This is a genomic window from Nostoc sp. DSM 114161 (assembly GCF_052692665.1).
On sequence record NZ_CP195141.1, the window covers coordinates 2,043,522 to 2,070,446 of the forward strand.

The following is a 26,925-nucleotide window of genomic DNA, read 5'->3' on the forward strand; positions in this document are numbered from 1 at the left end:
AATGTAACTTCAGAGTCCAATGCCTGACAACCAACGAAATCTTCCTAATTTTTACATAACGGCAAATGGAGTTAGTGAAACTTACACACGTCCGCCAAAGGGTGGAGGGAACAAAACCTACCCACAAAGAAATCGCATAGAACACGCAGAAGCATTACGGCAAGCCTTTGAACAAGTTCTTGAAAACTATCAGCAACAAAAATTATTGCGCGAACCAGAACTTGCAATTGGAGAATCTGGTTTTTATGTAGAATTCCAGATACAAGAAAGTGAACTTGAAGCAGTTGAAAAATTAGAGAATAGCCCCAAGCACATTGAACTGGTTGCCGTTCGACCTTCCGATCTAGCAGATGAAACTGTACTAGCTACTGTATTTGTACCAGATAAGGCATCAGATTTTTTTCCATCAAAAATAGAAGCTTATCGCGATCGAGATACAGAAACAGGTAAACCTAAAAATGAATCTTTAATTACACGTCTTGATGATGTTCACTTGGCTACAGTGCGTTCTCTCTTCACGGACAATATTGCACTGTTTCCACAAGAAGACCAAATAATTTGGTGGGAAGTTTGGTTACGCCGCGGTCGTAGAGAAGATTTTATTCAAGTAGCTCAGATACTAAATATTCGCGTAGAAGACAATGTAATTTCCTTTCCAGAAAGAGAAGTCGTATTAGCATTAACTCATGTAACAAATCTTTCCAAGTTAATTAACAATACTGACATAATTGCGGAACTCCGCCTAGCGAAAGATTCACCATCCATATTCTTTGATCCGGATATGGATATGCAAGAACAGATAGCCTGGGTGAATGACCTCGCACAAAGAACAATCATACCACCGTCTGATGGTAATTTAGCTATTTGCCTGTTAGATAGCGGCGTTACTCGGATTCACCGTTTAATTGCACTAGCACTAGCCCCTGAAGATATGTTAACTTGCGATCCTACTTGGGGGGTTGCAGACAGTAAATATTGGCATGGGCATGGTACTGAAATGGCTGGTATCGCACTCTATGGCGACCTTTACAACGCATTAGCAACGTCAAAACAAGTACATTTAACTCACATATTGGAATCGGTCAAAATACTTCCAGACACAGGAGTAAATGATCCTAAACTTTATGGAGCAATTACAAGGGAAGCTGTTTCTCGTATTGAGATTAACAAGCCTAAGCGTCAACGTGTATTTTGTATGGCTATCACTAGTGGGGTAGATACTAATGCAGGCAAACCTTCGTCTTGGTCAGCAGCAGTAGATCAAATTACCATTGAGTTTCAGCGACTCATGGTGATTCCAGTTGGAAATATCAGAGATGCTATTATATGCGATCAGTACCTCGATCTCAACGACGTAAGTGCTGCTGAAAATCCATCTCAAGCATGGAATGCGATCGTTGTTGGGGCTTATACCGATAAGGTAAACATAGTTGATCCCAAATATACAAAATGGCAAACTGTTGCGCCTGCTGGAGACCTGTCCCCTCGAAGTAGAACTTCTATTTTATGGTCTGAGCAATGGCCAGTTCGACCAGATGTAACATTTGAAGGTGGCAATCTAGCAACAGATGGTCAGTCATCGGCATTAGAAATTGATGATTTACGGCTTTTGACAACTTACTTTCAACCCAATGTTAGACAATTTAATATATCTGGCGACACGAGTGCCGCAACTGCTTTGTGCTGTAATATGGCAGCACGTATTTGGGCTAAACACCCTAGATATTGGCCGGAAACAGTTCGCGCCCTCATAGTCCACTCCGCAGAATGGACTCCTGCTATGTACAGTCGCATACCTAAAAAAGCTTCACAAACTCAAAAGCTATCTATTTTATTACGTCGCTATGGTTACGGTGTTCCTAATTTGCAGAGAGCGCTCTTTAGTAGCAAAAATGATTTAACTATAGTATTTGAAGACCAGTTACAACCTTTTCATAAAGCTGATGATGGCAGAATAAAAACGAAAGAAATGAACCTTCATGTGCTTCCCTGGCCAAAAGAAGAGCTGGAAAATTTACGTGAAGCAAAAGTAGAAATGCGAGTCACACTCTCATATTTTATTGAACCTAACCCTGGAGAACGTGGATGGCAACGTAAACATTCTTACGCCTCACATGGTTTAAGACTGGCCGTTAAACGTTCTTTAGAAAATTTACCTGATTTCAGAAAGCGCATTAACAAGGAAGCACGAGAAATCGAAGAAGATAAAGCTTCTTCAAGTAGTTCAGAAACCGGATGGTTTTTAGGAAGCAAAATATGGAATCGCGGTTCCATCCATTCTGATATTTGGCAAGGAACTGCGGCTGAATTGGCGGAAAAAGATGCGATCGGTATATATCCTGTTGGGGGTTGGTGGAAATATAATCCAAGTTTAGAAGGATGGAATAAAACCTCAAGATATGCTCTAATTGTTTCAATTCGAGTGTTAAGTGAAGTCAATGTTGATATTTACGCTCCAATTGCCAATAAAATTCAGCAGACTGTGCCTATTAATATGTAGTTAAAAAAACAAAAAAATAAACTTGCTTATTTTTGTTTCATTGTTTACTGCCCCTTACCTCTAACTGTACGCAAAAGTTATTTTGTTTAAAACAGTCTCTAAATACTATTTACCCAAAAAGTCTGTATCCGGGTTAGTAAATCTCTAGCAAACCCAGCATTCAATTATTTCTTCCAAACTCATTCTACCTGAACACCGTAATTAATAAACAACGGAGGATAGAGATATGTTTAAGGCATTTATGAGCTTGTCAATGGTTTCCAGCAAAGGAAAATTTGTTTGAATAAATACCATTTTAAATGGGTATTTTTAAGGCACTACAGGCGACAAAATCATTAATTGACGTAATCAGAAGAAACCGTCAATGGAACCATTGGAATACTGCCGTTTGTACGTCAAAAGCCCAAAGCCAGAAAAAAGAGGGTATAGAGCTGCGTGCGTGCGAACGCTCACACAAGCAACCTTTGGGGTCTATTCGTACCAAACAATAGATAAGAACTGGGGTTCTCAATTTGAGAAACGACCAGATACAGTGCTACAAATTCTCGAAGTCGCTCATACCATTAACGTTATAGCCATCAGGTTAGAGGAAATTCAACCAGCAATTACAGAGCTTTTAGAACAAGTATCAGCAGTAGCGCCCTACAAGAAACATAAGTAAATCATAAATTTCCATGTATATAGCTAGAGTTTACCATTAAAAACGAGTAAACTATGATTGGTCGCAACAAGCAACTCTAGTATTGACTTGCAATCAAGCTAACAGGGCTTAGTTTAGCGCTCTAAAAAAACAGGTAAGATTCTAAGCTTGGCATGGGTAATTATTTTTCACCATGCTGGTAAATTTCCATTTACAAAAGGGAATTCTCCCTATTTTTGCTGTTCTTGGTTAATCTGCAACTAAGTAGATTTTTATGCCTGATATTTTTCCTCAAATACCACCAGTAGCAATGCCAGAGGTTATTCCCAGCGAATTACCTCAACAAAAATTTCGTCTCGGTGAATGGGTACGCTGGTTTCAAGTACCCAACGGTGACTTTGGCCGTGTCATCGGAGTCATCTACACACAGCAAGCTAGTTGTATTGCTACTGGTTTACACTATTTAGTTTTTTTAGATGAGCGCAGCCCCTCTCGTGACACTTGTACCTACGACTTCGCTTTCGAGGAAGATATCGAAATCTTAGATAAATTATCTTTGGAAAGGCTTCAGGACAATCATGCCTGAAGCTCAAATACCTGAGCAGTTACTAGAACTGCATAACCAAATGTTCATGTCCCCCCAGGACTTTAGTTACCGTTGGGGATTGGGTTACGAAGAATTAGCAAAAATCTGTGCCATCTCTAAATCGACAGCTTATCACTGGTTAGGCGGACAAGCTAGCCGCCGAGAAGCTGGATTACCTTACCAGAGAATTATGGCTGTGGCTGATTTTCTTTTCGCCAATGCCGAAGTAATTAATCCCCTCTTGGAACAATGGCATAATTCTCAACCACGAAATTAATTCTTCAGTTTTTGCAAATTGACAAAACTTTTCTCCATCACCTTGACCCACATAAAAAATAGGTAGTAGGGTGCAATTTATCGTCACCAGCCTATTTACTGTTCATGAACCCCTCCACTGATGACTCCTATTACCTACCCTCCAATATTGAATTAACCCAAAGTCATGTCCTAATTTATCGCTTGGCAATCCCTCTCAAAAATGGCATCAGCTACTTACAACAATTTCCTCAGTCAGAATACGAGGATATTTGCCTGGATGCTTTTGAGCTAGGATTTCTTTGCTTGCAAACTGCTCAAACTCGTCATGGCAATGAATTAATTAAACAACAGATGGAATCTTTACTAGTGGAGTTTCAGCAAGCAGTCAAAATAATTGCTGAGTCTTTTGGGCAGGAATTAATTAATCAAGTAGGGACAGACAATGGACAATTATTAGCTCCACTGCAAACTCAAATTAATTTGACTTCAGCCGTCCTCACTGAAAAACTGAATAACGTCAGCACCTTACTGACACAGGAAATAGATCCTGCCAGGGAAACTTCTGTTGTTGGCCGCTTTCTAAATTCATTACGTCAACTCTTAGATGCCAAACGTTCTGATTCTATTCAGGGGGCATTTAAAGCAGCATTAATAAATGCCACTAAGGAAAATGGTACTTTGGCTGCGGCAGTTAAAAATGTGGTTTCCGATTCGGTCAAACCGCTAGCAGAACAGGTGGAAAAACTGACCAGGGAAATTCGAGATCAACAGGTAAGACAACAAGTACTTGAGCAGACAACTGCAAAAGGCATAACTTACGAACAATTAGTTGTTGCTGAATTACAACACTGGTCGAAGTTAAGTGGAGCAGAGGTGGAGCATCTTGGTCAGGATGGAGATACTGGCGATATTCTGGTTAAGTTAACTAATAAATCCCTTGTAGCAATAGAACTGTCAATAGTGATTGAAGTTAGAAGCCGACCCTCAAAACCTTTTGGTCGTCAAGCAATCGCTCAACATTTACAATCAGCAATGCTACGGCGTTCTGCAAATTCGGCAATTTTTTTAAGTTATTCGCGTGAGGGATTAGCCCAGGAAATCGGTGATTGGGCAGAGGGAGTTTCTGAGTCAGGTTATTGGATAGCCACAACTCATCCATTTTTAATTATTGCTATCCGGTTTTTGGTCATCCAGCAAAGGTTGAATAAATTGCGTACCTTTGAATCAGAAATGGATGTGGCTGCTGTTGAACAACAGATTCAGCAAATCCGCACAGCTTTGGGACGAATCAGAACTATCAAAAAATCTCTGACAGAAATTGGGAAGGGTGTGTCTGTAATTAAAGTTGAGGCAGAGGCGCTGAGTGGAGATATTCAATCTGCACTGAAATCAATTGAGCAAGCCCTGAGTGTTCTTTCAGCCACAGGCTAGTTCAAAACACAGCAATGCCAGTTAACAATTAATATTTGGTTGGTATCCATTAAATATTATTAGCCATAATCATATAAATAAACAAAATATGAATAGATTAATATGAATTAACTTAAAGTTTTATAAGTTTATATACATTGTTTTCAATTAATAAAATTAGGGAGGTATATCGTATGGCAGTATATCATTTCTCTGTTGAAATGATATATTTTTCTATAGAAAAACAAGACTATATCATTTAAATAGAAAATATACAAACTGTTTTTAATAAAAAAATATATCGTTTTAACCAACAAATAATAACCGTATTAGCTTTGTATTTATTATGAAAGTTTTTTATAAAAAATCCAGTATTTTTCCTCTATGCAACTGTAATTAGATGCTTATTTAATACTTTTATAGCCGAAAGTAAAAGGAGAAATAATTTATTTGGGACTTGAACCGAATTTTTGTAAAAAAACCTTTTACGTAGGTTATATTTGCTAGATTTATTTAGATATACTAAACAATACTAGGCAATAAATTTAGCTATTTAATCTTGCTATATAGCTTACTGGGTAAAGATTTACTTTATTTTAAATAATTTAATTTATCAGCGTAATATATTGTGCTTGCTAATGATAATTGCTCAATTTTAGAGCGTTCTTGGTTGGCATAAAAAATCAAACAAGGAGCTTTAATGCTTACTGATGAAAAATTTAATGAATGGTTTTATAGCCTTAATTTCTCTGAACAGTCTCGAAAGGTTTTAGAACAAATCCGATCCTCTGAACCATCGCGTCGTGTAGGAGGAGGTAAAAAGAATGTTTCTGGTCGCTATCCTAGTCGCAAGATGGGAGTAACAATCCAATTTGAGTCTCACAAGGTCGAGCTTCCTTTTATTTACCAGGTGGAACATGATGAAGATGTCTTAGAGTACTACGATCAACCACCTTCTATCAAGATTAGCTATCAGTCAGACAAGGGACGTAATTTAGCTTTTTACATAACTCCAGACTTTTTTATTATTCGTAGAAAATCGGCTGGTTGGGTAGAGTGTAAAACTGAAATTAAACTGCAAGAACTGGCTAAAAAAAGCCCTAATCGGTACTATCTAGGAGAAGACGAACAGTGGCACACTCCGCCTGGAGAAACCTATGCCAAAGAATTTGGGTTTTTCTTTAGACTTTGGTCAAATGCAGAAATTAATTGGATTTTACTTCGCAACATAGAGTTTTTAGAGGACTACTACCGTGCTTGATATATGTCCAGTTAAAAAGTCTGTACAAAATACGGTTTTGTCTTTAGTATCTGGTCAACCTGGAATTACTTTGGCTGAGTTAATTCATCATGCAAAGGGAGTTACCCCAGATGAAATTTACTTTATGATTACTCATGAAGTAATTTATGTTGATTTAGCTGCTGTACCCTTAGTTGAACCTAAACGTTGCCTTGTATTTGTTGACCAATTAACAGCCAAAGCTTATATCTCTTGTGAGGAATCACAAGCAACAGATAATACCATAACTTCACCAGTGATAGATATTGTCCCTGGCACACAAGTTTCTTATGATGGAAATACTCTAACTATTCTTCTAGTTGGAGAGAATTCTATTTTGCTTGAAACTGAACAAAAAGAGCAAGTTGAATTTGAGTGGAATACTTTTGAAAAGCTAGTACGTTTAGGAAAACTAAGCAATATTAGAAACGAGTTTAAAATTCAGTTGCGCGTTGAAGAAATAGAATTATTGAGTAAAGCAAGTGAGCAAGATTTAAAAGATGCTAACGAACGTTATTTGAAAATAAAGCCCTATCTGAATGGACAGCCAATCACAGCAAATACAGAACAAGAACGTTCCTTAAGAAATTGGATTAATAAATATCACAATGCTCAACAAAAATATGGTTATGGATATCTGGGATTAATACATTTTACAAATCGGAAGGGCAATCGAACTCGCAAATTAAATGAATTCCTAATAAACAAAATAGACGAATTTATTACAAAAGACTACGAAAATAATAAACAAAAGCAAAAGCAAGCAACTTATGATGCGTTTGTTAATTTCTGTTCCAAAGCTGGAATTACTGAGAGCCAAATTCCTAGTTATAAGACTTTTATTAGTGAGATAAAACGGCGTTCAGGTTATGAACAGACTCAAAAGCGTGAAGGTTCCCGTGCTGCTTATCCACTGGAGTCTTTCCACTGGGAATTAGAGTTAACTACTCCTCGTCATGGAGACTTTCCCTTCCATATTGGTCACATTGACCACACTGAATTAGATATTGATCTTAGGTGTTCTCGTACAGGTCAATATCTTGGGAGACCTTGGGTAACATTTTTAGTGGATGCCTTTATTCGACGTATTTTGGCCGTGTACCTCACCTACGATCCACCTTCATATCGTAGTTGCATGATGGTATTGCGGATTTGCGTCAAGCGTTATGGAAGAATACCTCAAATTATTATCACTGATAATGGCAAAGAATTTCACAGTACTTATTTTGAGACTCTTATGGCTTTGTGTGAATGCACATTAAAGCATCGCCCAGCAGGTAACCCAAGGTTTAGCGCAATCTGTGAACGCTTGTTTGGAACAGCTAACACTCGATTTGTTTATAGCTTGCAGGGTAATACTCAAATTAAAAAGAAAGTCAGACTTATGACTAAATCAGTAAATCCTGAAGAATTATCTTTGTGGCCATTGGGACTTTTTTATTTATATATTTGTGAGTGGATTTATGAAATTTATGATACTACTGAACACTCAGCTTTAGAAGGACAAAGCCCACGGGAAGCATACATAGCAGGAATTGCTCAATTTGGCAGACGTGACCACAAGAGAATACCCTATGACGAAAATTTTCGTCTTCTTACGTTACCAACTACAAAACGAAGAAAAGCTAAAGTTCATCCAAGTAAAGGAGTGAAAATTAACTATAAATATTACTGGGCTAATGCCTTTCGAGATCCCGAAGTAGCCAACACTTATGTCAGTGTTCGTTTTGAACCTTTTAATGCTGGAATTGCTTATGCCTACGTTAGAGGAATGTGGGTTGAATGTATTAGCGAATATTATGCTCTTTTTCAGGGACATTCTGAAAAGGAGATTGAGCTTGCTAGTGCTGAGTTGAGAAAACGTCATAAAAATTATGCCAGTAAATATAAAATCCGAGCGAGGCATTTGGGAGAATTTATCGCTAGTGCAGAGGCTGAGGAAAAATTGCTAAAACAACGTTTGCGTGATGAACAAAACCAAGAAGTATTTCGGGTGATGGAAGGTGGATTACCAAACCTTTATCCATATAATAAATCGCAAGAAGCTCACGAAGATATTGACTATGAGAGCAGCCAATTGCCTATTGAGTCAGTATTTAACCAGCCAGTTGATCCAAGCAAGCTTACACTCTTTAAAAGCTATTAATTATGCCTCAGAATAGAGAATTTCCAGAGGAATTACTCAATCAATCCAAAGACGAACGGCTTAATTTCTTTAAGAACGAATATTTCATACCCCATCCGCATCTCGATAATGCTTTTACTAGTTTGAAACGACATATCCAGTGCTGCGGAGATTCACGCATAGTTTTAATTACTGGCCCAACTGGAGTAGGTAAGACAACATTACTAGAGCTTACAAAAAATTGGGTAAATGAAATGGCATTACCAACTTTAGAAGTTGATAAAGGATGTATTCCGGTTGCTGATGTTGAGGTAACTCTCCAAAAATCTGGAATTTTCAATCCTAAAGATTATCTAAAACGTTGTTTATATGCTCTCCATGAACCTAAAAATCTTATTGAACATAAAATTAATTATGGTGTTCGCGGTATTTCTCGAAATGAAAAAGGAGAAATTGTTATCGAGCCAAAAATTATAGAGACCGAACTGGGATGGGCATTAGAACAAGCACTTAAACAACGACATCCTCATATTTTCCTAATTGACGAGGCACACCATCTGCTTTCAGTAGGTAGTGGACGTAAACTAACTGATGTGCCAGAAGCCATTAAGTCTTTAGCAAATAGAACAAAGATTTTACATGGATTATTTGGAACTTATGAATTGCTAACTCTACAAGATATTGGGGATCAATTAAGCCGACGTAGTGTATATATCCACATTCCCCGATATCGTGCCGAATTTATAGAAGATATACAAATATGGCAGAGTATAGTTTGGAGCTTCCAGCAGCATATTCCAACTCATGAAGAGCCTGATTTTTTATCTCATTGGAAATATCTGTATGAACGCAGCCTCGGATGTGTAGGAATTTTAAAAAATTGGGCTAGTAATGCTCTTGGCGATGCTTTAAACGACAATGCTAAGACTATTACACTCAAACATTTAGAACAGCGCGCGCTATCAGTAGGTCAATGCCAAAATATACTCAAGACAATTACACAAGGTGAAAAAAGATATTCATATATAGAAGGAGATTTAAATCAATTACAAACAAAACTGGGTTTAAAAGACAAACCCCAATATAGAGCTAATTTAAAATCACCTACATCTGATGGGGCAGAAGCAGCACAAGAACAAGAAACTACAAAACCACAAAAAAGTCGCAAAAGTGCCGGTCAGCGTAATCCTAAGCGAGATCCAGTAGGAGTTCCAAAAAATGCTGAATAAAGAAACTTTAACTATTTACAAGCCGTTGAATTTGCAAAAGCCTGCTATCCCGCCACGTAGTGACTTATATTCCTTAGAACCTATTGGTGTAGGAACGCCTTATATTGAAAGTTTAACTAGTTATATTACCCGCCTTGCAGAAGCTCATTGTGTTCCTACAGGCCGCTTAATTTCTGCTGTAATCATTTCACCTTATCGAGAAGAAGATTTGTCGAATACCAAACAAAAAAATACATATAATTTAATAGGTTCTCCTCAACACCATAGAGCTTTAAACGGAATTGGCATAATAGCAAACCGCTTAATTGATGCTTTGGAAAGCCTAACGTTACGTAGTGACTTACGCTTCTTAACAATGGCCACTTGGAGTGAGGTAATCTCTAATCGCAGTTTATTTCGACCTTCTAGGGCTTGGTGTCCAATATGTTACGAAGAATGGCGTGAAACAGGAAAGTTAATATATGAGCCTTTAATTTGGGGACTAGAACTAGTTAAAATCTGCCCAATTCACTATCAATTTTTACAAATATTGTGTCCTCATTGTGGCAAAAAACTATTGTCATTAGAGTGGCACTCTCGACCAGGATACTGCTCAAAATGCCAAAAATGGCTGGGAATTAACTCAAAATTACAATTCTCTATCAATAACGTTTTATCAGAAGAAGAATTATTTTCGCAACAATCAGCTATATATAATATAAAAGAATTAATTACTAATGCACCTGAGTTTTTATTTCCTGTTAATAAAGAAAGGATAAAAAATTTCCTAACAACCTTAATAAAAAATTTTTTTAATGGGAATTTACAATTATTTGTAAATGATATTGGAATTTCTTATGTCACGGTATATAAATGGTATAAAGGCACTACTGTTCCTGAAATTAGCTCTATTTTAAAAATTTCTAATTTTCTTGGCATTTCTCTTTCTGATTTTTTAATTAAAGAGTTAAATGCAGTTAATTTTACTAGTTTTACACAAAAGTATAAACAAAAACAATTAAAACGTTCTTATAATATAAAATCTATTGATTTAATCAAAATGCAGCAATTACTAAATAAAGCCTTAAATGAGTATCCACCACCAACGTTACAAGATTTAAAACTACGTTTAAATATTAAATTAACAAAATATTTTTATCAATATTTTCCTACCTTGACTCTTGAAGTGTTAGCTCGACATCACCAATATAAAATAAATAATTTAGAAAAAAGATTATTAAATTTTTTGATAGAGCAAGAGAAAAACAATAATCCTCCATACTCCATCACATCAATTGCAATCCAACTAAAAATTTCTCCGAAAACTTTGTATAAATATTTTCCAAATATCTACAATGATATTGCAAAAAAATATATACAGTATAAAATTCAAATATTAGAAAAAAACCGTCGTCATATTCGTGAGGCAGTACTTGAACTACACAATAAAGGTATTAAACCAAATAAATTTAAAGTAGAAAAACTTATTGGTAATCCAAAGATATTTTGCAATCCTATTAATTGTTTAACTTTAAAAGAAATTTGGCTTGAACTGGGTTATTTAGAATTACTTTAAAAGAACTATTTATAATTAAGTATGCAAATTGAAGGACTAACTATATATAAATATTGCAAATTAAAAAAGCCCCTTATTCCATTACGCAGCTATCTTTACTCACTGGAACCTATTGGAAGTGGAACACCATTAGTAGAAAGCTTAACAAGTTATATAGCAAGATTGGCAGAGGCTCATTGTGTAGCCCCAGGAATTTTGATGGAAAGGGAGTTAGCCTCAGTAGTTAATAAGGTTTACGGAGGGGCAAACTTACATAGAATATATTCTTTTACACGAGCATTTAATGGCACAGGTGTAATGGCACACGATCTAATTCAAGCTCTCCAAAGCCTGACCCTGCGTGATGACCTAGAGTTATCAACGATGATAAGTTGGTCTGAGATATTCCCGTCTAGAAATCTACTTCGTTGTGTTAAAGCTTGGTGTCCATTTTGCTATGAAGAGTGGCTTACAAGTGGACAACAAGTTTACGAACCTTTGCTGTGGTCACTAGATGTGGTTAAAGTTTGCTCAGTTCACCAGCAACGCTTAAGTCAGAAATGCCATCACTGTCATCAAGAAAATATTCCGTTAGCTTGGAAATCTCGGCCAGGATACTGCTCAAAATGCGGACAGTGGTTGGGCTACTCAAGCAATACTAAATTTTCAGATAAAAATAATGTAGGGGAGCAGGAACTAGATTGGCTTTTATGGGCAGCAAACAACGTTGGGGAGTTGCTTGCTGCTTCCTCAGACTTAAAGTTTGTACCCTTGAAAAATACAATAGCAGCATCTTTAAGAAATTACGCGGACTATTTCGCTCAAGGAAATATCGCTGAATTTGCTCGTTATCTTGAATTACCTCGAAATTCGCTTTGGCTTTGGTGTCAAGGTACAAATCAGCCCTCTTTAAACACACTTGTTAGAATTTGCTACTACTTACAAGTATCGTTACTAAATTTTTTAACACAACAGGAATTGTTTTCAGAGCAACCTCAAAAAACGGCTTTGTTTCCAACAAAACTTTTACTTAAACCAAGAGCGACTATTAAACCATTTGAATTTAATAGAGTGAAATATTATTTAGAAAATATATTACTAAGTAATGAATTTCCACCACCATCAATGGAAGAAGTAGCAAGACGCTTAGGTTGCGATAGGCGCACTATTTACAATCACTTTCAGGATTTATGTAATTCGATTTCAGACAAATATGTTAGTTACCGGAAGGCAAGGTATTTAGAAAGCGTAGCTCAATCCTGCAAAGAGGCACGAGAAGCTGCTCTGAAGTTACATCAAAATGGTGAATATCCTTCGGAAGCCCGTGTTTTAAAATTAATATCGAAACCAGGATTTTTTCGATATAAAGAAGTTCGTGCTGCTTTAAGCGAAACGCGACGCGAACTAGGTTTAGATTCTTGATCTATTAAATTTTATTTAATCAGAGGTATGAGACGCCCGTAAATGTATTACTTTATGGTAAATTTGTCAAGCCCGAAAAATTGGAAGCATAATATTTCCGAGGTGTATTGGAAGCATAAGCATTCCGTCACGGAAAAGTTATGCTTCCAGTGACACAAACTGGTGGGTAGATTTTGTGAATTTAAATGGAGCTAAGCGGGTTCGAACCGCTGACCTCTGCAATGCCATTGCAGCGCTCTACCAACTGAGCTATAACCCCTTAACTGCCTGAACTAGTTTAGCCTAGTCGTAGCTGCTTTGTCAATATTTTGAGATTAAAATTTAATTATCTCTCATATTACTGAGCAATGGTTAAGATACTTGCAACAAATAAGCCATACAGTGACCCATTAAAAAGTAAACTACTAACATAGCAGCCGCCGCTAGTGCGACCAATGTACCAGCCAACATCAAAGAAAATTCTTTATTCTCGTAGGCTCTTTCCATGAGGTGCAGCGACCATGCAACTAGGGCTACATCAAAAATTAAAATAGGAAGCAACATATTTCTTAATATTTATTAATAGATGTAAACTTATATTAACATCCTTTTGTGGAACTGTGTCTAACTAAAGATAGATGCAATTGATAGATAAATACGCACTTATTGAAACAAACGTACTGGCACCTGGCGATCGCGTAAATAATTTTTGATTTGAGCTACGCTTAGTTGACCGTAATGTAAGAGCGATGCCAGTAATGCCGCTTCAGCTTTGCCTTGGGTTAGCGCTTCGTATATATGTTCGCAATTACCTGCGCCACCAGAAGCAATGACTGGAATTTCCACAAGTTCAGCAATTGTCCGGGTTAACTCTAGGTCATATCCGGCTTGGGTTCCATCAGCATCCATACTTGTGATTAGCAGTTCTCCGGCCCCCCGTTTTTCAACTTCTTGTGCCCAGAGTAGGGCATCTAAGCCTGTATTTTCCCTGCCACCGCGGACATAAACGTCCCAGCCTGGATTTTCTGGGTTAACTCTGCGTCTGGCATCAATGGCAACAACTATGCATTGATTACCAAAGCGATCGCTTGCCCGATTAATCAAGTCTGGTTCGCGCACTGCCGCAGAATTAATACTAACCTTATCTGCTCCAGCTCGTAACAAAGCTTTAACATTTTCTAAGGATTGAATACCACCACCCACAGTCAATGGAATGAAGACTTGTTCGGCAGTGCGGTAAACAACATCTAAGATTGTAGCTCGGTCTTCATGAGTGGCTGTAATATCCAGAAATACTAACTCATCAGCACCGGCTTCGTTGTAAACCTTTGCCAGTTCTACAGGATCGCCTGCATCTTGCAGATTAACAAAATTAACTCCTTTTACAACCCGTCCCGCCTTCACATCTAAGCACGGTAAGATTCTTTTAGATAACATAGTAATTTTTGTACTTCTAGGTAATTGACCGGAATTTAAATTTTAAATTGGCGCGGGTATTCGCAAACGAAAATTTTCAAATATGGGGAATGGGGCATGGGGCAAGCGGGGAGTGTGGGAGGATGGGGAAGAAATCTTTCCCCCCACACTCCCCACACTTCCCCCTCTCCCTTGTCTCCCCAGTCCCCAGTCCCCAGTCCCCTAAAAAGTAGACAGCTGAATTATGGCGATAATCTCCTCGAAAAAACAGCCTCCAGAACCCAACGGAGAACCAAAACAGCGTCGGGAATCGGCGAAAGCAGCATCGACGAACAATATTTTGCAGCCTGAAGCTGCTATTGATGAGCAAGACAGACAGGAAGAAAGTATTCGACCGCAGCGATTTGCCGATTACATTGGGCAAAAAGATTTAAAGGATGTACTAGACATTGCCATCAAAGCAGCTAAGTCTCGTGGTGAAGTGCTGGATCACTTACTGCTTTACGGGCCGCCAGGATTGGGTAAAACCACAATGGCAATGATTTTAGCATCGGAGATGGGGGTAAATTACAAAATAACTAGTGCGCCAGCCCTGGAACGTCCGCGAGATATTGTCGGGCTACTAGTAAACATGAAACCAGGTGATATTTTATTTGTCGATGAAATTCATCGGCTCTCCAGAATGACAGAAGAAATTCTCTATCCGGCGATGGAAGATTATCGGTTAGATATTACTATTGGTAAAGGTTCGAGCGCTAGGATTAGAAGTTTGCCGCTGTCAAAATTTACCTTGGTGGGAGCTACAACCCGCGTAGGTGCTTTAACTTCACCACTGCGCGATCGCTTCGGCTTAGTTCAAAAGTTACGATTTTATGAAGTTGATGAACTGAGTAAAATTGTACTGCGAAGCGCAGAATTACTTAAAACCCCAGTTACAGAAGATGGTGCCGCAGAAATAGCCCGGCGATCGCGCGGAACACCACGTATTGCTAATAGACTACTGAAGCGAGTACGCGATTATGCGGAAGTAAAATTATCTGGAGAGATTACTGAAAGCGTTGCATCTGAGGCATTGCAACTATTCCAAGTAGATCCTTGTGGTTTAGATTGGACAGATCGTCAGATGCTCAGTGTAATCATCGAACAATTTAATGGGGGACCAGTGGGGTTAGAAACAATGGCAGCCGCAACAGGTGAAGATACCCAAACAATTGAAGAAGTGTACGAACCTTACCTGATGCAAATTGGTTATTTAACTAGAACTCCCCGTGGCAGAATGGCGACAAAAGCAGCATACAAACATTTGGGATTTACGCCGCCTAGCGAACAATTATCGTTATTGTAATTACGATAAATTGGGCATTGGGCATTGGGGATGGGGCATGGGGAGCACGGGAGAATAACTCCTAACTCTTAACTCTGCACTCCCGATGCCCAATTCCCCATGCTCCATGCCCGACTCTCGACTCACTTACGGTAAATCCAGATGATGAAGTTGATTTGTATTTTTCTGAGTTTGTTACTTATGTTTGGCTGGGGTACGCCAGCAGCGATCGCAGAATCTCAATTGCCAAGTATTACTCAAGAGCAATTAAAACAAGGTGATGAGTGGGCAAATCAGGCTTTTATTGCTACAAATAAGGGTGATTTTGCCACGGCTGAAACATATTGGACAAAGATTATTGAGCAATTTCCCACCAATGCGGGGGCGTGGAGTAACCGAGGAAATTCGCGCGTGAGTCAGAATAAATTACAAGAGGCGCTGGCTGATTATAACAAAGCTATAGAACTTGCCCCAAATGCTACAGATCCTTATTTGAATCGGGGTGCGGCTTTGGAAGGATTGGGAAAATGGGATTCGGCGATCGCAGATTATAATCGTGTCATAGAACTCGATCCTAACGATGCGATGGCATATAACAATCGCGGTAATGCCGAAGGTGGTTTAGGAAAATGGGATGCGGCGATCGCTGATTATAAAAAATCAGTGGAAATTGCCCCAAATTTTGCCTTCGCCCGCGCTAATTATGCCCTGGCGGTTTATGAGACTGGTCAAATAGACCAAGCAATCAAAGAAATGCAAAATATCGTCCGCAAATATCCCAAATTTGCTGATATGCGTGCTGCCTTGACAGCTGCCTACTGGGTGAATGGAAAACAAGGCGAAGCTGAAAGTAACTGGGTGGCAGCTTATGGACTGGATAGCCGTTATAAGGACATCAACTGGGTAAAAAATATCCGTCGTTGGCCTGCGAGTATGGTAGTAGCTTTAGATAAGTTTTTGAAACTCCAGTAGGCAATTTAAAGTCAATAAAATTCCGTTTTTTTGCTTTTATGTACTGTTTTCTGGTATACATCATTGTAATTAACCAGAAGCAGGAATTATGACTCATTTTGGCCTGATTTGTCCAGCATCAACTGGCCATCTCAATACTATGCTTCCCCTTGGTAAAGAACTACAAAATCGGGGTCATAACGTTACTTTATTTGGCTTTTGTGATGCTCAACCACAGACACTAGCGGCAGGATTAGAATTTAGAGCGATCGCCGAATCTGAATTTCCTTTTGGAGAAAGGACAAAATCCTTGGCTAAGTTAGGTCAAATGAGTGGACGTGCAGCATTGCAATACACCGTCAATCTCCTCAAAGAAGGGGCAGATGTTCTACTCAGGGATACACCGCGAGCAATAAAAGAAGCGGGTGTGGAGGCACTTTTAGTAGATCAAGTAACGCCAGAGGGCGGAACTGTTGCAGAATTTTTAGGAGTTCCCTTTATTAGCGTTTGCAGTGCTGTAGTACTTAATCGAGAAGAGAGTCTCCCCCCATTTATGACAAACTGGGGCTATAACCTAGCATGGTGGGCACAACTACGTAACAGAGTGGGTTATCAGTTGTTGGATAGGATTGCCAAACCCATTAGAGAGGTAATAAATGGCTATCGCCGAGAGTGGAACTTACCGCCACACTTTACTGCCAATGAAAGCTATTCCCCACTAGCACAAATTAGTCAACAACCTGCCGAATTGGAATTCCCCAGACAGAATTTGCCCAAGTGGTTTCATTTTACAGGCCCTTATCATAGTCAAACTGGTCGGCAAGTTCCTGATTTTCCCTATGAAAAATTGACAGGGCAACCATTAATTTACGCTTCAATGGGGACTGTACAAAATCGTCTGCTAGGAATTTTCAAATCCATTGCAGAAGCTTGTAATGATTTGGATGCCCAACTAGTAATTTCGTTGGGTGGTTCTACAAGTCCAGAATCTTTGGGAAGTTTGCCGGGAAATCCTCTAGTTGTTGGTTATGCGCCTCAGTTAGAATTGCTGCAAAAAGCCAATCTCACCATTACCCATGCGGGAATGAATACCACTTTGGAGTCCTTAAACAATGGAGTACCAATGGTTGCCATTCCCGTTGCTAACGATCAACCAGGAATAGCAGCCCGTATCGCTTGGGCTGGGGCTGGCGAGGCCGTACCCCTGAGTCGTGCAAATGTTGCAAACCTGCGAACTGCTATCCAAAAGGTGTTGACGCAAGATTCTTACAAAAAGAATGCTTTGAGACTACAACAAGCAATTCAACAAGCTGGAGGTGTGAATCGAGCCATTGATATTGTTGAACAGGCTGTATCTAGAGGTAAGCCTGTCTTGTCTCAAATATCACAATAAATAGCTTTTTTGCGATCGCGACAAATTATTCTGTGGCTGATGCCTAGTTAATTCCAATTTCCTGAACGAATTCTCTGGACATCTGCAAAAAGGGCTGACTGAAATTCAAACCCCAGTAACTGTTTAAGTTTAGGGCTAGCACGATCTAAAACTTCCTGCTGTATATCATACAATGGGTTTTCTAGGGGACGGACATACTTAGGAGCATAGTTCCCAAGGATTGACACTCTTGGCTTATCGCTAGAATTAACCGAGGTATCATGCCAGCAAAGACCGTGAGAAATAACCACTGAACCAGCTTTGCCAGTAACTTTTTCAGCTATTTGTGAAAATTTTTCTAAGTCAGGCGGGCTGCAAAGCTTTTGACTGCCCGGAGCAAAGACCGGAGCGCCATTATTTTCCGTAAAATCCTCAGCCATCCAAATTACTTGAATTTCCATCACTGGATAAGCTGGAAAGGGTGGTTTCATAGTCCAATAGGGATAATCTACGTGTACTCCCATATTTGTGGCATCAGGATTAATAATATGAGCCGAAAAACCACCGAGAGTCGCATCTTTACCCAAAATGGCTTCAATGATTGCGATGACTGTTGGGTGCTCTACCATCAACTCAAAAATTTCACCCTTGTACACTAAGCCATAGACTCGCTCTTTGAGTTCGTCAAGCAAAACTTTTCCTTGCAACTTCTCCTTCTTTGCAAGTTCGAGAACAAGCGATCGCACTTCATGTGCTTGTGTTGGATTTAACACTTCAGGAATCACAACATAACCTTTTCCTGCAATAATTTCATCTACTAGACTTGCAACATTTTTCATGGTAAATGCCTCTGTAGCAATCGCTATTGAAAATTTGGTGGTCTACAATCACCTGTAACGATCGATCCCGCACTGATTAATTTTGAATTCTTCTTCTAGTTACTAATAACAATATCCCCAATCATACCCGCTTCTGTATGTCCAGCTATTGGACAACGTAAACCATAAGTGCCAGATTTCAAAGGCACAAATACCCACTCTGCCTCGGCACCTGGCTTAAGTTCTACTTCGTGAATTGCTCCTTTAATTTCTACTTTCCCTGCTTCAACTTTTTGTGTCCAGATTCCATCGGCAAAATCTTTAGCAGTAAAATAATGTTTGAGTTGGCTGGGATTGGTTAGCCGTAAATTGTAGCGTTTGCCAGCTAGCAATTCTAGATGATTTGGTTCAAATTTGAGTTCGTTAGCTGCATTACCCAAGCTAACTTTAATTTCTGTAGCTGGTTGCTTGAGCAAATCATTAGACAAATTCGCCGCAGCTGCTGGAGTTGCATTGATGAAATTCAAGCACAAAAGCAAAGTTAATATTACGAAGTTTCGCTGTGGTGCTTGTAGGCAAGCAGAAGCAGTGAAAGCCAGAATTGTTGTTAAAAATTGGTATAAATATTTGCAAACTTTCATTGGTAGTTGTTAAAGGTAAAGGTAATGATGGCGATCGCCAAGCCAATAAATATAATCGGATAATTCAGCGAATAATTTACCTACGACTAAATACTTTGCTTTGCCAAGACAACAGGGCCAACACTGACAACTACAATCTTATCGGGGTGGATTAACTCTCGCGCCGCTTGATTTACTTCCTCAAGGGTGACTTGCTGGATTTTTTGAGTAAAGGAGTGCAATTCTACTCGGTCTAGTCCGTAGACTTCATTCATCAGAATTGTATCTGTTAATTCCTCTGAATTTGCTAAGGAAACATTATAGTTACCGATGAGGGTGCATTTAGCTGTTTCTACTTCTAGCTCAGTGACGCCTTGGTGATGGATTTGTTGCAATATTTGGCGGGTACTGGCGATCGCTTTAATGCTATCTTCAGGACTAGTTTGCATTTCTATTAAAAATGTCCCCGCATTTTTACCGACTAGGAAGTAGCTATAAATTCCATAGCTCAAACCTTGGCGATCGCGCACTTCTGTTCCTAGTCTACTGGATAGAGTATCGCCTCCCAAAATTTGATTTACCAGCAAAACTGCATAAAACCGAGGATTGTAACGGTTAATACTGGGATGGCCTATATAAGTCACAGCTTGAGCCTTATCTGCTAAGACTCGGTTAACACTGACTATTTTTTCTGGCAGTGACACTGTAGGATATTTTAATGTCGGTGGTTGACCGCTAACTTCCCAGTCAGCAAACTTCGACTCAATGAGCGATCGCACTGACTCCACCTCAAAATCTCCTACTATTACCAGCACCATTGTGTCAGGACGATAATATTTGGCTTTGAAATCAATCAAATCCTGGCGTTTAATCCGCTGTAAACTCTTCTCTGTAGGAAAGGTGTTTAGGGGGTGTTTTTGCGGATAAATTGACTGAACAAATATTCTTCTAGCTACTTCTGATGGTTCGTCTAATTCTATTTGCAGATCTATTAAAGTTTGTTGGCGATGCAGTTCTAATTCTTTGACTGGAAATGTACTATTTTTCAGAACATCTGCTAAAATTTCGATGAGTATCGGCAAGTCTGGTGCTAAACTATCACCTTCAATCTGCACGCCTTCGGGATATGCATGAAAATCTAGACTTGCACCTCGTTCTGCCAACGTTTTAGCAATTGTTAAGGCATCTTTCGTTTTTGTGCCACTAAGCAAATTTTCTGCCACAAAAGCAGCTAGTCCAGCTTGCTCATTTGAATCAAATTCTGTTCCCGCTTGAATGTAGCCGCTCAGGGTCACAGTAGGAGTGCTACGATCGCTTAACATCAATAGCCGCAGCCCATTGTCAAATTGGAATTGCTGTGGTAGTGTTTGGGCGATGTCTTCTCCACCAGAGGCTTGGCCGACCACGGCAAGCAACCCATCTCTTACCAAATCCACATTTGGTAAGTACTTTACCACTTCAGTAACAAGTACAGGTGCGACAGCAGAGAAATTTTCTGTGGTTTGGGTTAAATCTGGTTTATGACCAACTTCTGTTGTTTGCTTGTGAGTTGGTTCAAAAAAGCCGACTGTACGTGCTTCTTTTGTCAGATATTTATTAATTACAGCGACAACATCCGTTGGCTTAACCAAACGCACAGCGGCTAAATAGCGGTCTGTATAGCGATAATCATCAGCAGTGGTTTCATCGTGACCTAATTGCATCCCTTGAGAAGTGATATCACGGTTACTCAAAATGACATCTGCTGTTAATTGAGTTTTGGCTCGTTCCACTTCTTCTAAAGTCACACCTTTTTTTGCTACATTGGCGATCGCACTATTAAGCGTTGAGTCAATTTTTTTCAAATCTTGTTTAGATGCAGCCGTCACAAACACCTCATACCAGCCAAATTCCCGCAAACTGGTAACTGATGCTGTAACTTCACGAGCTAGACCTGATTCTACCAAAGCCTGATAAAGACGAGAATTCCGCCCCTCAGTCAAAATATAATCCATCACATCGAGGGCTGGTACATCCGGTTGGTTCACATCTGGTAATGGATAAACCGCCTGCAACAAACGCCCTACTCCTGGTTCTCGTAATATTATGGGACTGGAAAGTGGGGAGTGGTTACTAGGGAGTGAGGGAAATGAAGGAGAAATAAATCTTGCCTCTTGCCTGTTTGCTAATTCCCCAAACACTTCTTTAACCATTTCCAGAGTATTTGCAGTTTGAAAATCTCCAACAATTACTAAGACGGCATTATCGGGAGTGTAAAAATCGCGGTAATATTTCTCTACTTGCTCAAGTTCAAATTTTTCAACATCTGCCTTCATACCACCTACAGGCAATCCATAGGCATGATTGGGAAACATTCCTTGCATTACAGCGCGATTGAGGCGATATTCTGGGCTATTTTCGTAACCTTGCAGTTCCGAAATTACCACCCGCTTTTCGCTTGCTAGTTGCTCTGGTTCAATCTGGGAATTTTGCATTCTGTCCGCTTCCAGCACCAAAAGTGCTTTGAGCTTGCTTCGTTCCACAGTACCGTAATATGCAGTTTGGTCATAGCTAGTAAAAGCATTAGAGTCACTACCCAAAGCACTAAACAAACGTCCAAATTGAATCGGACGATTTTTTGTGCCTTTAAACATCATGTGTTCCAATTGGTGAGCAATACCATTGACTCCCGGTTCTTCGTTGCGCGAACCAATCTTATACCACACCTGCACCGTTACTACTGGCGCAGTATGCACTTCCTTGGTGAGGACAATTAAACCATTTTCTAATACTGTCTTGCGGACGTTTTCTGTCAGTGTTGAGGTCATTATTATTTTTGCTAGCAAGCAAGAATTATAATTTGAAATTTTATATTTTAGATTTTAGATTGATAATTTATTTATCTTAAAAGCTTTTGTTAATTTATTTGTCGCAGTTAGAGCAGCAGGCAAGAGACAGAAGGTAAAACTATTTCTAGCATTCACACTTTAAAAATGTCCTAAGCTATGTGACTACCGTTATATTTTTTAAATTGATATTATTTTGTATGACGACATAAGTTGAATTTGGCAAATAAATCTTTTTGCTCGTCAACATTATAAAAATTCAAGCACACTTTAAGACATAAACCACTTATAAAATCCCTACATTCACAAACTTTCTTTGACTATTGCCTATTGCCTTAAATTATGAAAGTTTTGCTAAAACGCGAATCAATTCCAAAGGTAAGCCATCGGTATCAGCGATAAAAGCGACTTCATAAATGCGATCGCCTATTTGCTGTTGTGTTGGTTCTAATAATACCTTTAACGGTTGCAATTCTTCTGCTTTTGATACACGTTCTTGTAAATTTGTCAACCATTTAGGTAGATCTGCCGCGATCTCGGTTAAGTCAAAAGAGAGATGATAATATCCCACATAATGTTCGTCAGCAAAAGCATCTGGCGCTGGTTTTGGTTCGGGAATTTGGATCAGTTCAATTCTGCCGCCCAATCCTTCCATCCAACAAGCTAGGGTGTAGCCTGTAGTAAAGCGTTCTGAAATTGTAAACCCCAAATGTTCGTAGAAAGCGATCGCTCGATGAATATTCGCCGTCCGAATAGAAGCGTGGTGCATATTTGTCCTTTGTCCTTTGTCAGTTGTCCTTTGTTACAAAGTTCTGATTGGAAGTTTCCGACCATCAGAACTTTGTACTTTGTCCTTCGTTGTTAGCTAATGACAAATGACCAATGACCAATGACCTTTGTGCTTTGTCCTTCGTTTTTAACTAATGACCAATGACAAATGACCAATGACAAATGACCATTACTCAAATAACCTGAAATAAGGGTAGCGTACAGGGACGCCAGGTTCTTTTTCCAAGTCAAAATTAATTACTTCCCAGCAGGGATCTTCTGGAGGGTCAGGACTAAACTCTACCGGTAAACCGTAGAGTCGCGCGGCTGATGCTTCCGGTTGTCCAGACCGCCAAGGAGTACTGCGTTCCAAGTAGCCACTCATCAATTCCTGATAGCGTCGAGCAATAATAACTCGTGTTGCTCGATAGCCTTGGGTATACAGCTTGTCTAATGCTTCATGGATTTCAAACCGGATACCATCAGGATGAGTATGCTGTCTATACCATTCATTATTCCACCTCCGCCAGTGACGCCCAGACTGTAAATGGATTAACTCTCCATTTTTCGGGTTAGCTTCAAAAGCGCCATGACGCGGACATAAATAGGTATCTGTTAGTGTCAACGCCGGAATAGTCTGGCGACAATGGGGACACTGTATTTCAGGGCCAAATATTGGGTACTGCAAGCCTGGATTCATCATGAAGTGCGTACAAACATAATTTTGCTTTACCAGCACTAGGCACTAGTAGGTTGGGTTATACACTTCGACTCCGCCACTTTGGGATATTTTCTCACTGCTAACTCAACAAGTAAGTTCTGAGTTATGAGTTTTAAGTTTTTCATGAAAAACTCTCCTATAACTCAACACTCATAGTATTTAGTTAAGCACTCAGCACTCGTGAATTTAGAGGCTTGACGCTGTGATATCCTGGTTGTGCAACCAGCCTCAAAGGTTGGAGTTTCTCCAGTGTTCCTGGGTACCATATTAATATTCTATCGTGTCTACCGCTTCTTACTGGACATCTGTCGATTTTTCTCAAGCTGCCTTCATTGCACCCAACGCTGTTGTTATAGGTTCGGTAAACATAGCAGCAGGAGCAAGCATTTGGTACGGGGCAGTGGTTAGGGGAGATGTTGAACGCATTGACATTGGCGAATGTACGAATATTCAGGATGGCGCAATTTTACATTGCGATCCTGGTTTTCCCACAATCATAGAAGATCGTGTCACCGTAGGGCATCGTGCTGTGGTACATTCTGCTTACATTGAGCGTGGAAGTTTGATTGGCATTGGCGCAGTAATTTTAGATGGTGTACGAGTGGGCGCTGGTAGCATTATTGGCGCTGGCGCAGTCGTAACTAAAAATATACCCCCCTTATCCCTGGTTGTCGGTATTCCTGCCAAAGTACAACGCCAAGTAACAGAAGTTGAAGCCGCAGAACTCATCGAACACGCCAAGCGTTACGAAAAGTTAGCTTTAGTTCATGCAGGTAAAGGGACTGATATCGGCTTTAGTAAGGGTTAGGGAGTGGGGTATGGGATGAGGAGGCTCTTGAAGCAAGGGAAAAGGTTAAAGGTTAAAGGGAAAAGGAATAAATTTAATCCTTCCCCTTTTCCCCTTACCCCTTTCCCTTTCCCCATGCCCTGTTTGCCCCATGCCCAAAATTTAAACATTCTTTACATATAAGCTAGGAAAAATTGCCCACTTCAGCTAAAAATAAAAATGAGAGCAGTTGACAAAACTTTAATTTCTTCTTAAAAGAGGGGTTCTAGATATGGATATCGATTTTCGTTTAGCGATCGTTTTAGCTCCAATTGCTATTGCCGCTGGCTGGGCAGTGTTTAATATTGGTGCTGCGGCTTTAAGACAAATTCAAGGCTTTTTGGATAGAGAAGCCTAATTTAGGCTTAATATCATTACTTTTCAACCGACTGTTTCTTTTTGCTTAGGACAGTCGGTTTTATTCTTATTGAGCATTGAGCATTGGGCATCGGGCATTGGGCATTAGGCATTAATTATCTATTCTGTCTTCCCCTGCTCCCCTGCTCCCCTGCTTCCTTGCTCCCCTGCCCCCTTGCTTCCCCTGCCCCACACTCCCCACTCCCCTCTTTGTGGATATCGATTCTGTAATCCAACCTCTTCAACGCTTTGGCGTCCATCTCGGACTCGATCGCATTCTCAATCTCTTGGCAAATCTTGGCAATCCCCATCACCAAATCTCAGTAATTCACGTTGCTGGTACTAATGGCAAAGGTTCAGTTTGTGCTTATCTTTCCTCGGTACTTACTGAGGCTGGTTATCGTACAGGACGCTACAGTTCGCCCCATTTAGTTGATTGGACGGAACGTATTTGTCTCAACGAACAACTAATTTCTTCTGAAGAATTAAGCCAATTATTTCAACAAGTACAAGCGGCGATTCCTCCCGATGAACAGCCAACTCAATTTGAAGTAATTACTGCCGCAGCCTGGTTATATTTTGCCCAAGCTAAAGTCGATGTCGCAGTGGTAGAAGTGGGACTAGGGGGGCGCTTGGATGCTACCAATGTCTGTTTGGAACCTTTAGTTACGATTATCACTTCTATCAGCCGGGAACATTGGCAACAATTAGGCCCCACTATCGCTGACATTGCCAGAGAAAAAGCAGGTATTCTTAAACCGGGGTGTCCCGTTGTAGTTGGGCAATTGCCACCAGATGCCGAAAACGTGGTGCGATCGCGTGCCTTAGAATTACAATGCCCAATTTTTACGCCTCAACCTGCCCGCCAAATCGCTACAGGCTGGGCGGAGTATGGGGGAGATGGGGAGATGGGGAGATGGGGAGACGGGGGGATGGAAGAATTACCTCATAAGTCCATTAAATATCCTTTGCCGTTAGCGGGGCAAATTCAGTTACATAACTCAGCTTTGGCTTTAGCTGCTTTAGAGATTCTCCAACAACAGGGGTGGCAGATTTCTGAAGCAGCCATAATTAACGGCATGGCGAAAACTAAATGGCCGGGGCGGATGCAGTGGGCTAGTTGGAACAATCATAAATTACTAATTGATGGCGCTCATAACACAGCAGCAGCCCAAGTCCTCCGCCAGTATGTTGATAGCTTAGACACAGTAAAACATAAACCTGTAAATTGGATAATCGGAATGTTTGCTGATAAAGATCATGCCGATATTTTTGTTGCTTTATTGCGCCCAGGCGATCGCCTTTTTTTAGTCCCAATACTAGTAGAACCTTGGCCTGGTAGAACTTCTGCTAATTTAGACGAACTAGCCAATTTAGCTTACAACGTCTGTCCACAATTAAGCGATCGCCAAATATATCCAGACTTATTCACAGCCCTAGAAACCGCAACCTCAACCGCCACCAAAGACGATTTAATTGTTGTGTGTGGTTCGCTTTATTTAGTCGGCGATTTTTTGCAAAGGCGAAATAGGGAGCTAGGAGTTAAGAGTTAGGAGTGAAGAGTTAGGGATTTCCAAGAAATAAATTACTACTACTCGTGGGGTAGGCATCTTCCCTGCCCTTGATTATGGAGCTATACAGTTCAGTTGACCAATAAAACCCTCATGTAGAGACGCGATTTATCGCGTCTTCTGTTGACCAATTATCTATACCAATAACCCTCAAGTGAACCTTATTAGATTATGGGGGGCGAGACTCCATCCCACAATAAATAATTGGATATTTTTTGATTTGGAAGTTTTTAATTCCTCACTCCTCACTCCTCACTCCTAATACCAATTTGAAAAAAGAATGCAACAGATGGGTAGGGGCACAACATTGTTGTGCCCTTACGGATAATTGATGTGTCGCAAACATTATTTGAATTGGTATAACTCCCCACTCCTCACTCCCCACTCCCGACTC

The 26,925-nt window shown here is 39.9% G+C and carries 23 protein-coding genes and 1 tRNA gene; 16 read left to right on the forward strand and 8 right to left on the reverse strand.

What is annotated here, in order from left to right; all coding sequences use genetic code 11:
- The first annotated feature begins 19 nt into the window (after positions 1–19).
- The 10 genes from NSTC745_RS08630 to NSTC745_RS08675 all read left to right on the forward strand — a co-directional run bounded on the left by NSTC745_RS08630 (position 20) and on the right by NSTC745_RS08675 (position 12,983).
- Positions 20–2,500 carry a S8 family peptidase gene (locus tag NSTC745_RS08630; protein ID WP_445636785.1) on the forward strand — a complete coding sequence of 827 codons (2,481 nt, stop codon included), beginning with the start codon at positions 20–22 and terminating at the stop codon, positions 2,498–2,500.
- 364 nt (positions 2,501–2,864) lie between these two features.
- Positions 2,865–3,161 carry a hypothetical protein gene (locus tag NSTC745_RS08635; protein WP_445636786.1) on the forward strand — a complete coding sequence of 99 codons (297 nt, stop codon included), beginning with the start codon at positions 2,865–2,867 and terminating at the stop codon, positions 3,159–3,161.
- A gap of 253 nt (positions 3,162–3,414) precedes the next feature.
- Positions 3,415–3,726, forward strand: a complete 312-nt coding sequence (locus NSTC745_RS08640; protein WP_445636787.1) for a hypothetical protein — start codon at positions 3,415–3,417, stop codon at positions 3,724–3,726.
- Complete coding sequence (locus NSTC745_RS08645) at positions 3,719–4,003, forward strand: helix-turn-helix domain-containing protein (RefSeq protein ID WP_445636788.1); 285 nt, start codon at positions 3,719–3,721, stop codon at positions 4,001–4,003. The genes NSTC745_RS08640 and NSTC745_RS08645 overlap by 8 nt, the downstream gene beginning before the upstream one ends.
- A 104-nt stretch (positions 4,004–4,107) precedes the next feature.
- Positions 4,108–5,415, forward strand: a complete 1,308-nt coding sequence (locus tag NSTC745_RS08650; RefSeq protein ID WP_445636789.1) for a hypothetical protein — start codon at positions 4,108–4,110, stop codon at positions 5,413–5,415.
- Positions 5,416–6,094: 679 nt separating this feature from the next.
- Complete coding sequence (locus NSTC745_RS08655; RefSeq protein WP_445636790.1) at positions 6,095–6,655, forward strand: Tn7 transposase TnsA N-terminal domain-containing protein; 561 nt, start codon at positions 6,095–6,097, stop codon at positions 6,653–6,655.
- Positions 6,648–8,819: an integrase gene (locus NSTC745_RS08660; protein ID WP_445636791.1), complete on the forward strand. Its 2,172-nt coding sequence runs from the start codon at positions 6,648–6,650 to the stop codon at positions 8,817–8,819. The genes NSTC745_RS08655 and NSTC745_RS08660 overlap by 8 nt, the downstream gene beginning before the upstream one ends.
- Before the next feature lie 2 nt (positions 8,820–8,821).
- Positions 8,822–10,027, forward strand: coding sequence for an AAA family ATPase (locus NSTC745_RS08665; protein ID WP_445636792.1), 1,206 nt, complete (start codon positions 8,822–8,824; stop codon positions 10,025–10,027).
- Positions 10,017–11,582: a TniQ family protein gene (locus tag NSTC745_RS08670; protein WP_445636793.1), complete on the forward strand. Its 1,566-nt coding sequence runs from the start codon at positions 10,017–10,019 to the stop codon at positions 11,580–11,582. The genes NSTC745_RS08665 and NSTC745_RS08670 overlap by 11 nt, the downstream gene beginning before the upstream one ends.
- A 21-nt stretch (positions 11,583–11,603) precedes the next feature.
- Positions 11,604–12,983, forward strand: a complete 1,380-nt coding sequence (locus NSTC745_RS08675) for a TniQ family protein (RefSeq protein ID WP_445636794.1) — start codon at positions 11,604–11,606, stop codon at positions 12,981–12,983.
- Between the two features lie 186 nt (positions 12,984–13,169).
- Here the strand turns inward: NSTC745_RS08675 and NSTC745_RS08680 are convergent.
- The 3 genes from NSTC745_RS08680 to hisF all read right to left on the reverse strand — a co-directional run bounded on the left by NSTC745_RS08680 (position 13,170) and on the right by hisF (position 14,399).
- Positions 13,170–13,242 (reverse strand) — tRNA-Ala (locus NSTC745_RS08680).
- 92 nt (positions 13,243–13,334) lie between these two features.
- A complete protein-coding gene (locus NSTC745_RS08685) occupies positions 13,335–13,526 on the reverse strand; it encodes a hypothetical protein (protein WP_096535022.1) in 192 nt (63 codons plus the stop codon).
- A 99-nt stretch (positions 13,527–13,625) separates the two neighbouring features.
- The gene (gene hisF / locus NSTC745_RS08690) at positions 13,626–14,399 is read right to left on the reverse strand and encodes an imidazole glycerol phosphate synthase subunit HisF (RefSeq protein WP_445636795.1); all 774 of its coding nucleotides are present in this window, start codon (positions 14,397–14,399) and stop codon (positions 13,626–13,628) included.
- 223 nt (positions 14,400–14,622) lie between these two features.
- On the opposite strand from hisF, the gene ruvB reads away from it, so the two are divergent.
- The 3 genes from ruvB (at position 14,623) to NSTC745_RS08705 (ending at position 18,046) form a co-directional block, all read left to right on the forward strand.
- Positions 14,623–15,723 (forward strand): Holliday junction branch migration DNA helicase RuvB, encoded by a 1,101-nt coding sequence (ruvB, locus tag NSTC745_RS08695; RefSeq protein ID WP_445636796.1) that lies wholly within the window; start codon positions 14,623–14,625, stop codon positions 15,721–15,723.
- Positions 15,724–15,864: 141 nt separating this feature from the next.
- On the forward strand, positions 15,865–16,674 hold the full coding sequence (locus tag NSTC745_RS08700; RefSeq protein ID WP_445636797.1) for a tetratricopeptide repeat protein: 810 nt from the start codon (positions 15,865–15,867) through the stop codon (positions 16,672–16,674).
- An 88-nt stretch (positions 16,675–16,762) separates the two neighbouring features.
- Complete coding sequence (locus NSTC745_RS08705) at positions 16,763–18,046, forward strand: glycosyltransferase (RefSeq protein ID WP_445636798.1); 1,284 nt, start codon at positions 16,763–16,765, stop codon at positions 18,044–18,046.
- 47 nt (positions 18,047–18,093) lie between these two features.
- On the opposite strand, the gene NSTC745_RS08710 is transcribed toward NSTC745_RS08705, so the two are convergent.
- From NSTC745_RS08710 to NSTC745_RS08730, 5 genes are all read right to left on the reverse strand, one after another.
- The gene (locus tag NSTC745_RS08710; RefSeq protein ID WP_445636799.1) at positions 18,094–18,864 is read right to left on the reverse strand and encodes a phytanoyl-CoA dioxygenase family protein; all 771 of its coding nucleotides are present in this window, start codon (positions 18,862–18,864) and stop codon (positions 18,094–18,096) included.
- A 95-nt stretch (positions 18,865–18,959) separates the two neighbouring features.
- A complete protein-coding gene (locus tag NSTC745_RS08715) occupies positions 18,960–19,484 on the reverse strand; it encodes a cupredoxin domain-containing protein (RefSeq protein WP_445636800.1) in 525 nt (174 codons plus the stop codon).
- 86 nt (positions 19,485–19,570) lie between these two features.
- Positions 19,571–22,270: a M16 family metallopeptidase gene (locus NSTC745_RS08720; protein ID WP_445636801.1), complete on the reverse strand. Its 2,700-nt coding sequence runs from the start codon at positions 22,268–22,270 to the stop codon at positions 19,571–19,573.
- Positions 22,271–22,628: 358 nt separating this feature from the next.
- Complete coding sequence (locus NSTC745_RS08725; protein ID WP_445636802.1) at positions 22,629–23,057, reverse strand: VOC family protein; 429 nt, start codon at positions 23,055–23,057, stop codon at positions 22,629–22,631.
- A gap of 189 nt (positions 23,058–23,246) precedes the next feature.
- Complete coding sequence (locus tag NSTC745_RS08730; protein ID WP_099068094.1) at positions 23,247–23,756, reverse strand: TIGR02652 family protein; 510 nt, start codon at positions 23,754–23,756, stop codon at positions 23,247–23,249.
- Between the two features lie 301 nt (positions 23,757–24,057).
- Here NSTC745_RS08730 and NSTC745_RS08735 point away from each other — a divergent pair, with 301 nt between their 5' ends.
- The 3 genes from NSTC745_RS08735 (at position 24,058) to NSTC745_RS08745 (ending at position 26,513) form a co-directional block, all read left to right on the forward strand.
- On the forward strand, positions 24,058–24,585 hold the full coding sequence (locus NSTC745_RS08735) for a gamma carbonic anhydrase family protein (protein ID WP_445636803.1): 528 nt from the start codon (positions 24,058–24,060) through the stop codon (positions 24,583–24,585).
- Positions 24,586–24,835: 250 nt separating this feature from the next.
- On the forward strand, positions 24,836–24,961 hold the full coding sequence (locus NSTC745_RS08740; RefSeq protein WP_096535012.1) for a photosystem II protein Y: 126 nt from the start codon (positions 24,836–24,838) through the stop codon (positions 24,959–24,961).
- A gap of 211 nt (positions 24,962–25,172) precedes the next feature.
- Positions 25,173–26,513 carry a bifunctional folylpolyglutamate synthase/dihydrofolate synthase gene (locus tag NSTC745_RS08745; protein ID WP_445636804.1) on the forward strand — a complete coding sequence of 447 codons (1,341 nt, stop codon included), beginning with the start codon at positions 25,173–25,175 and terminating at the stop codon, positions 26,511–26,513.
- Positions 26,514–26,925 lie beyond the last annotated feature (412 nt).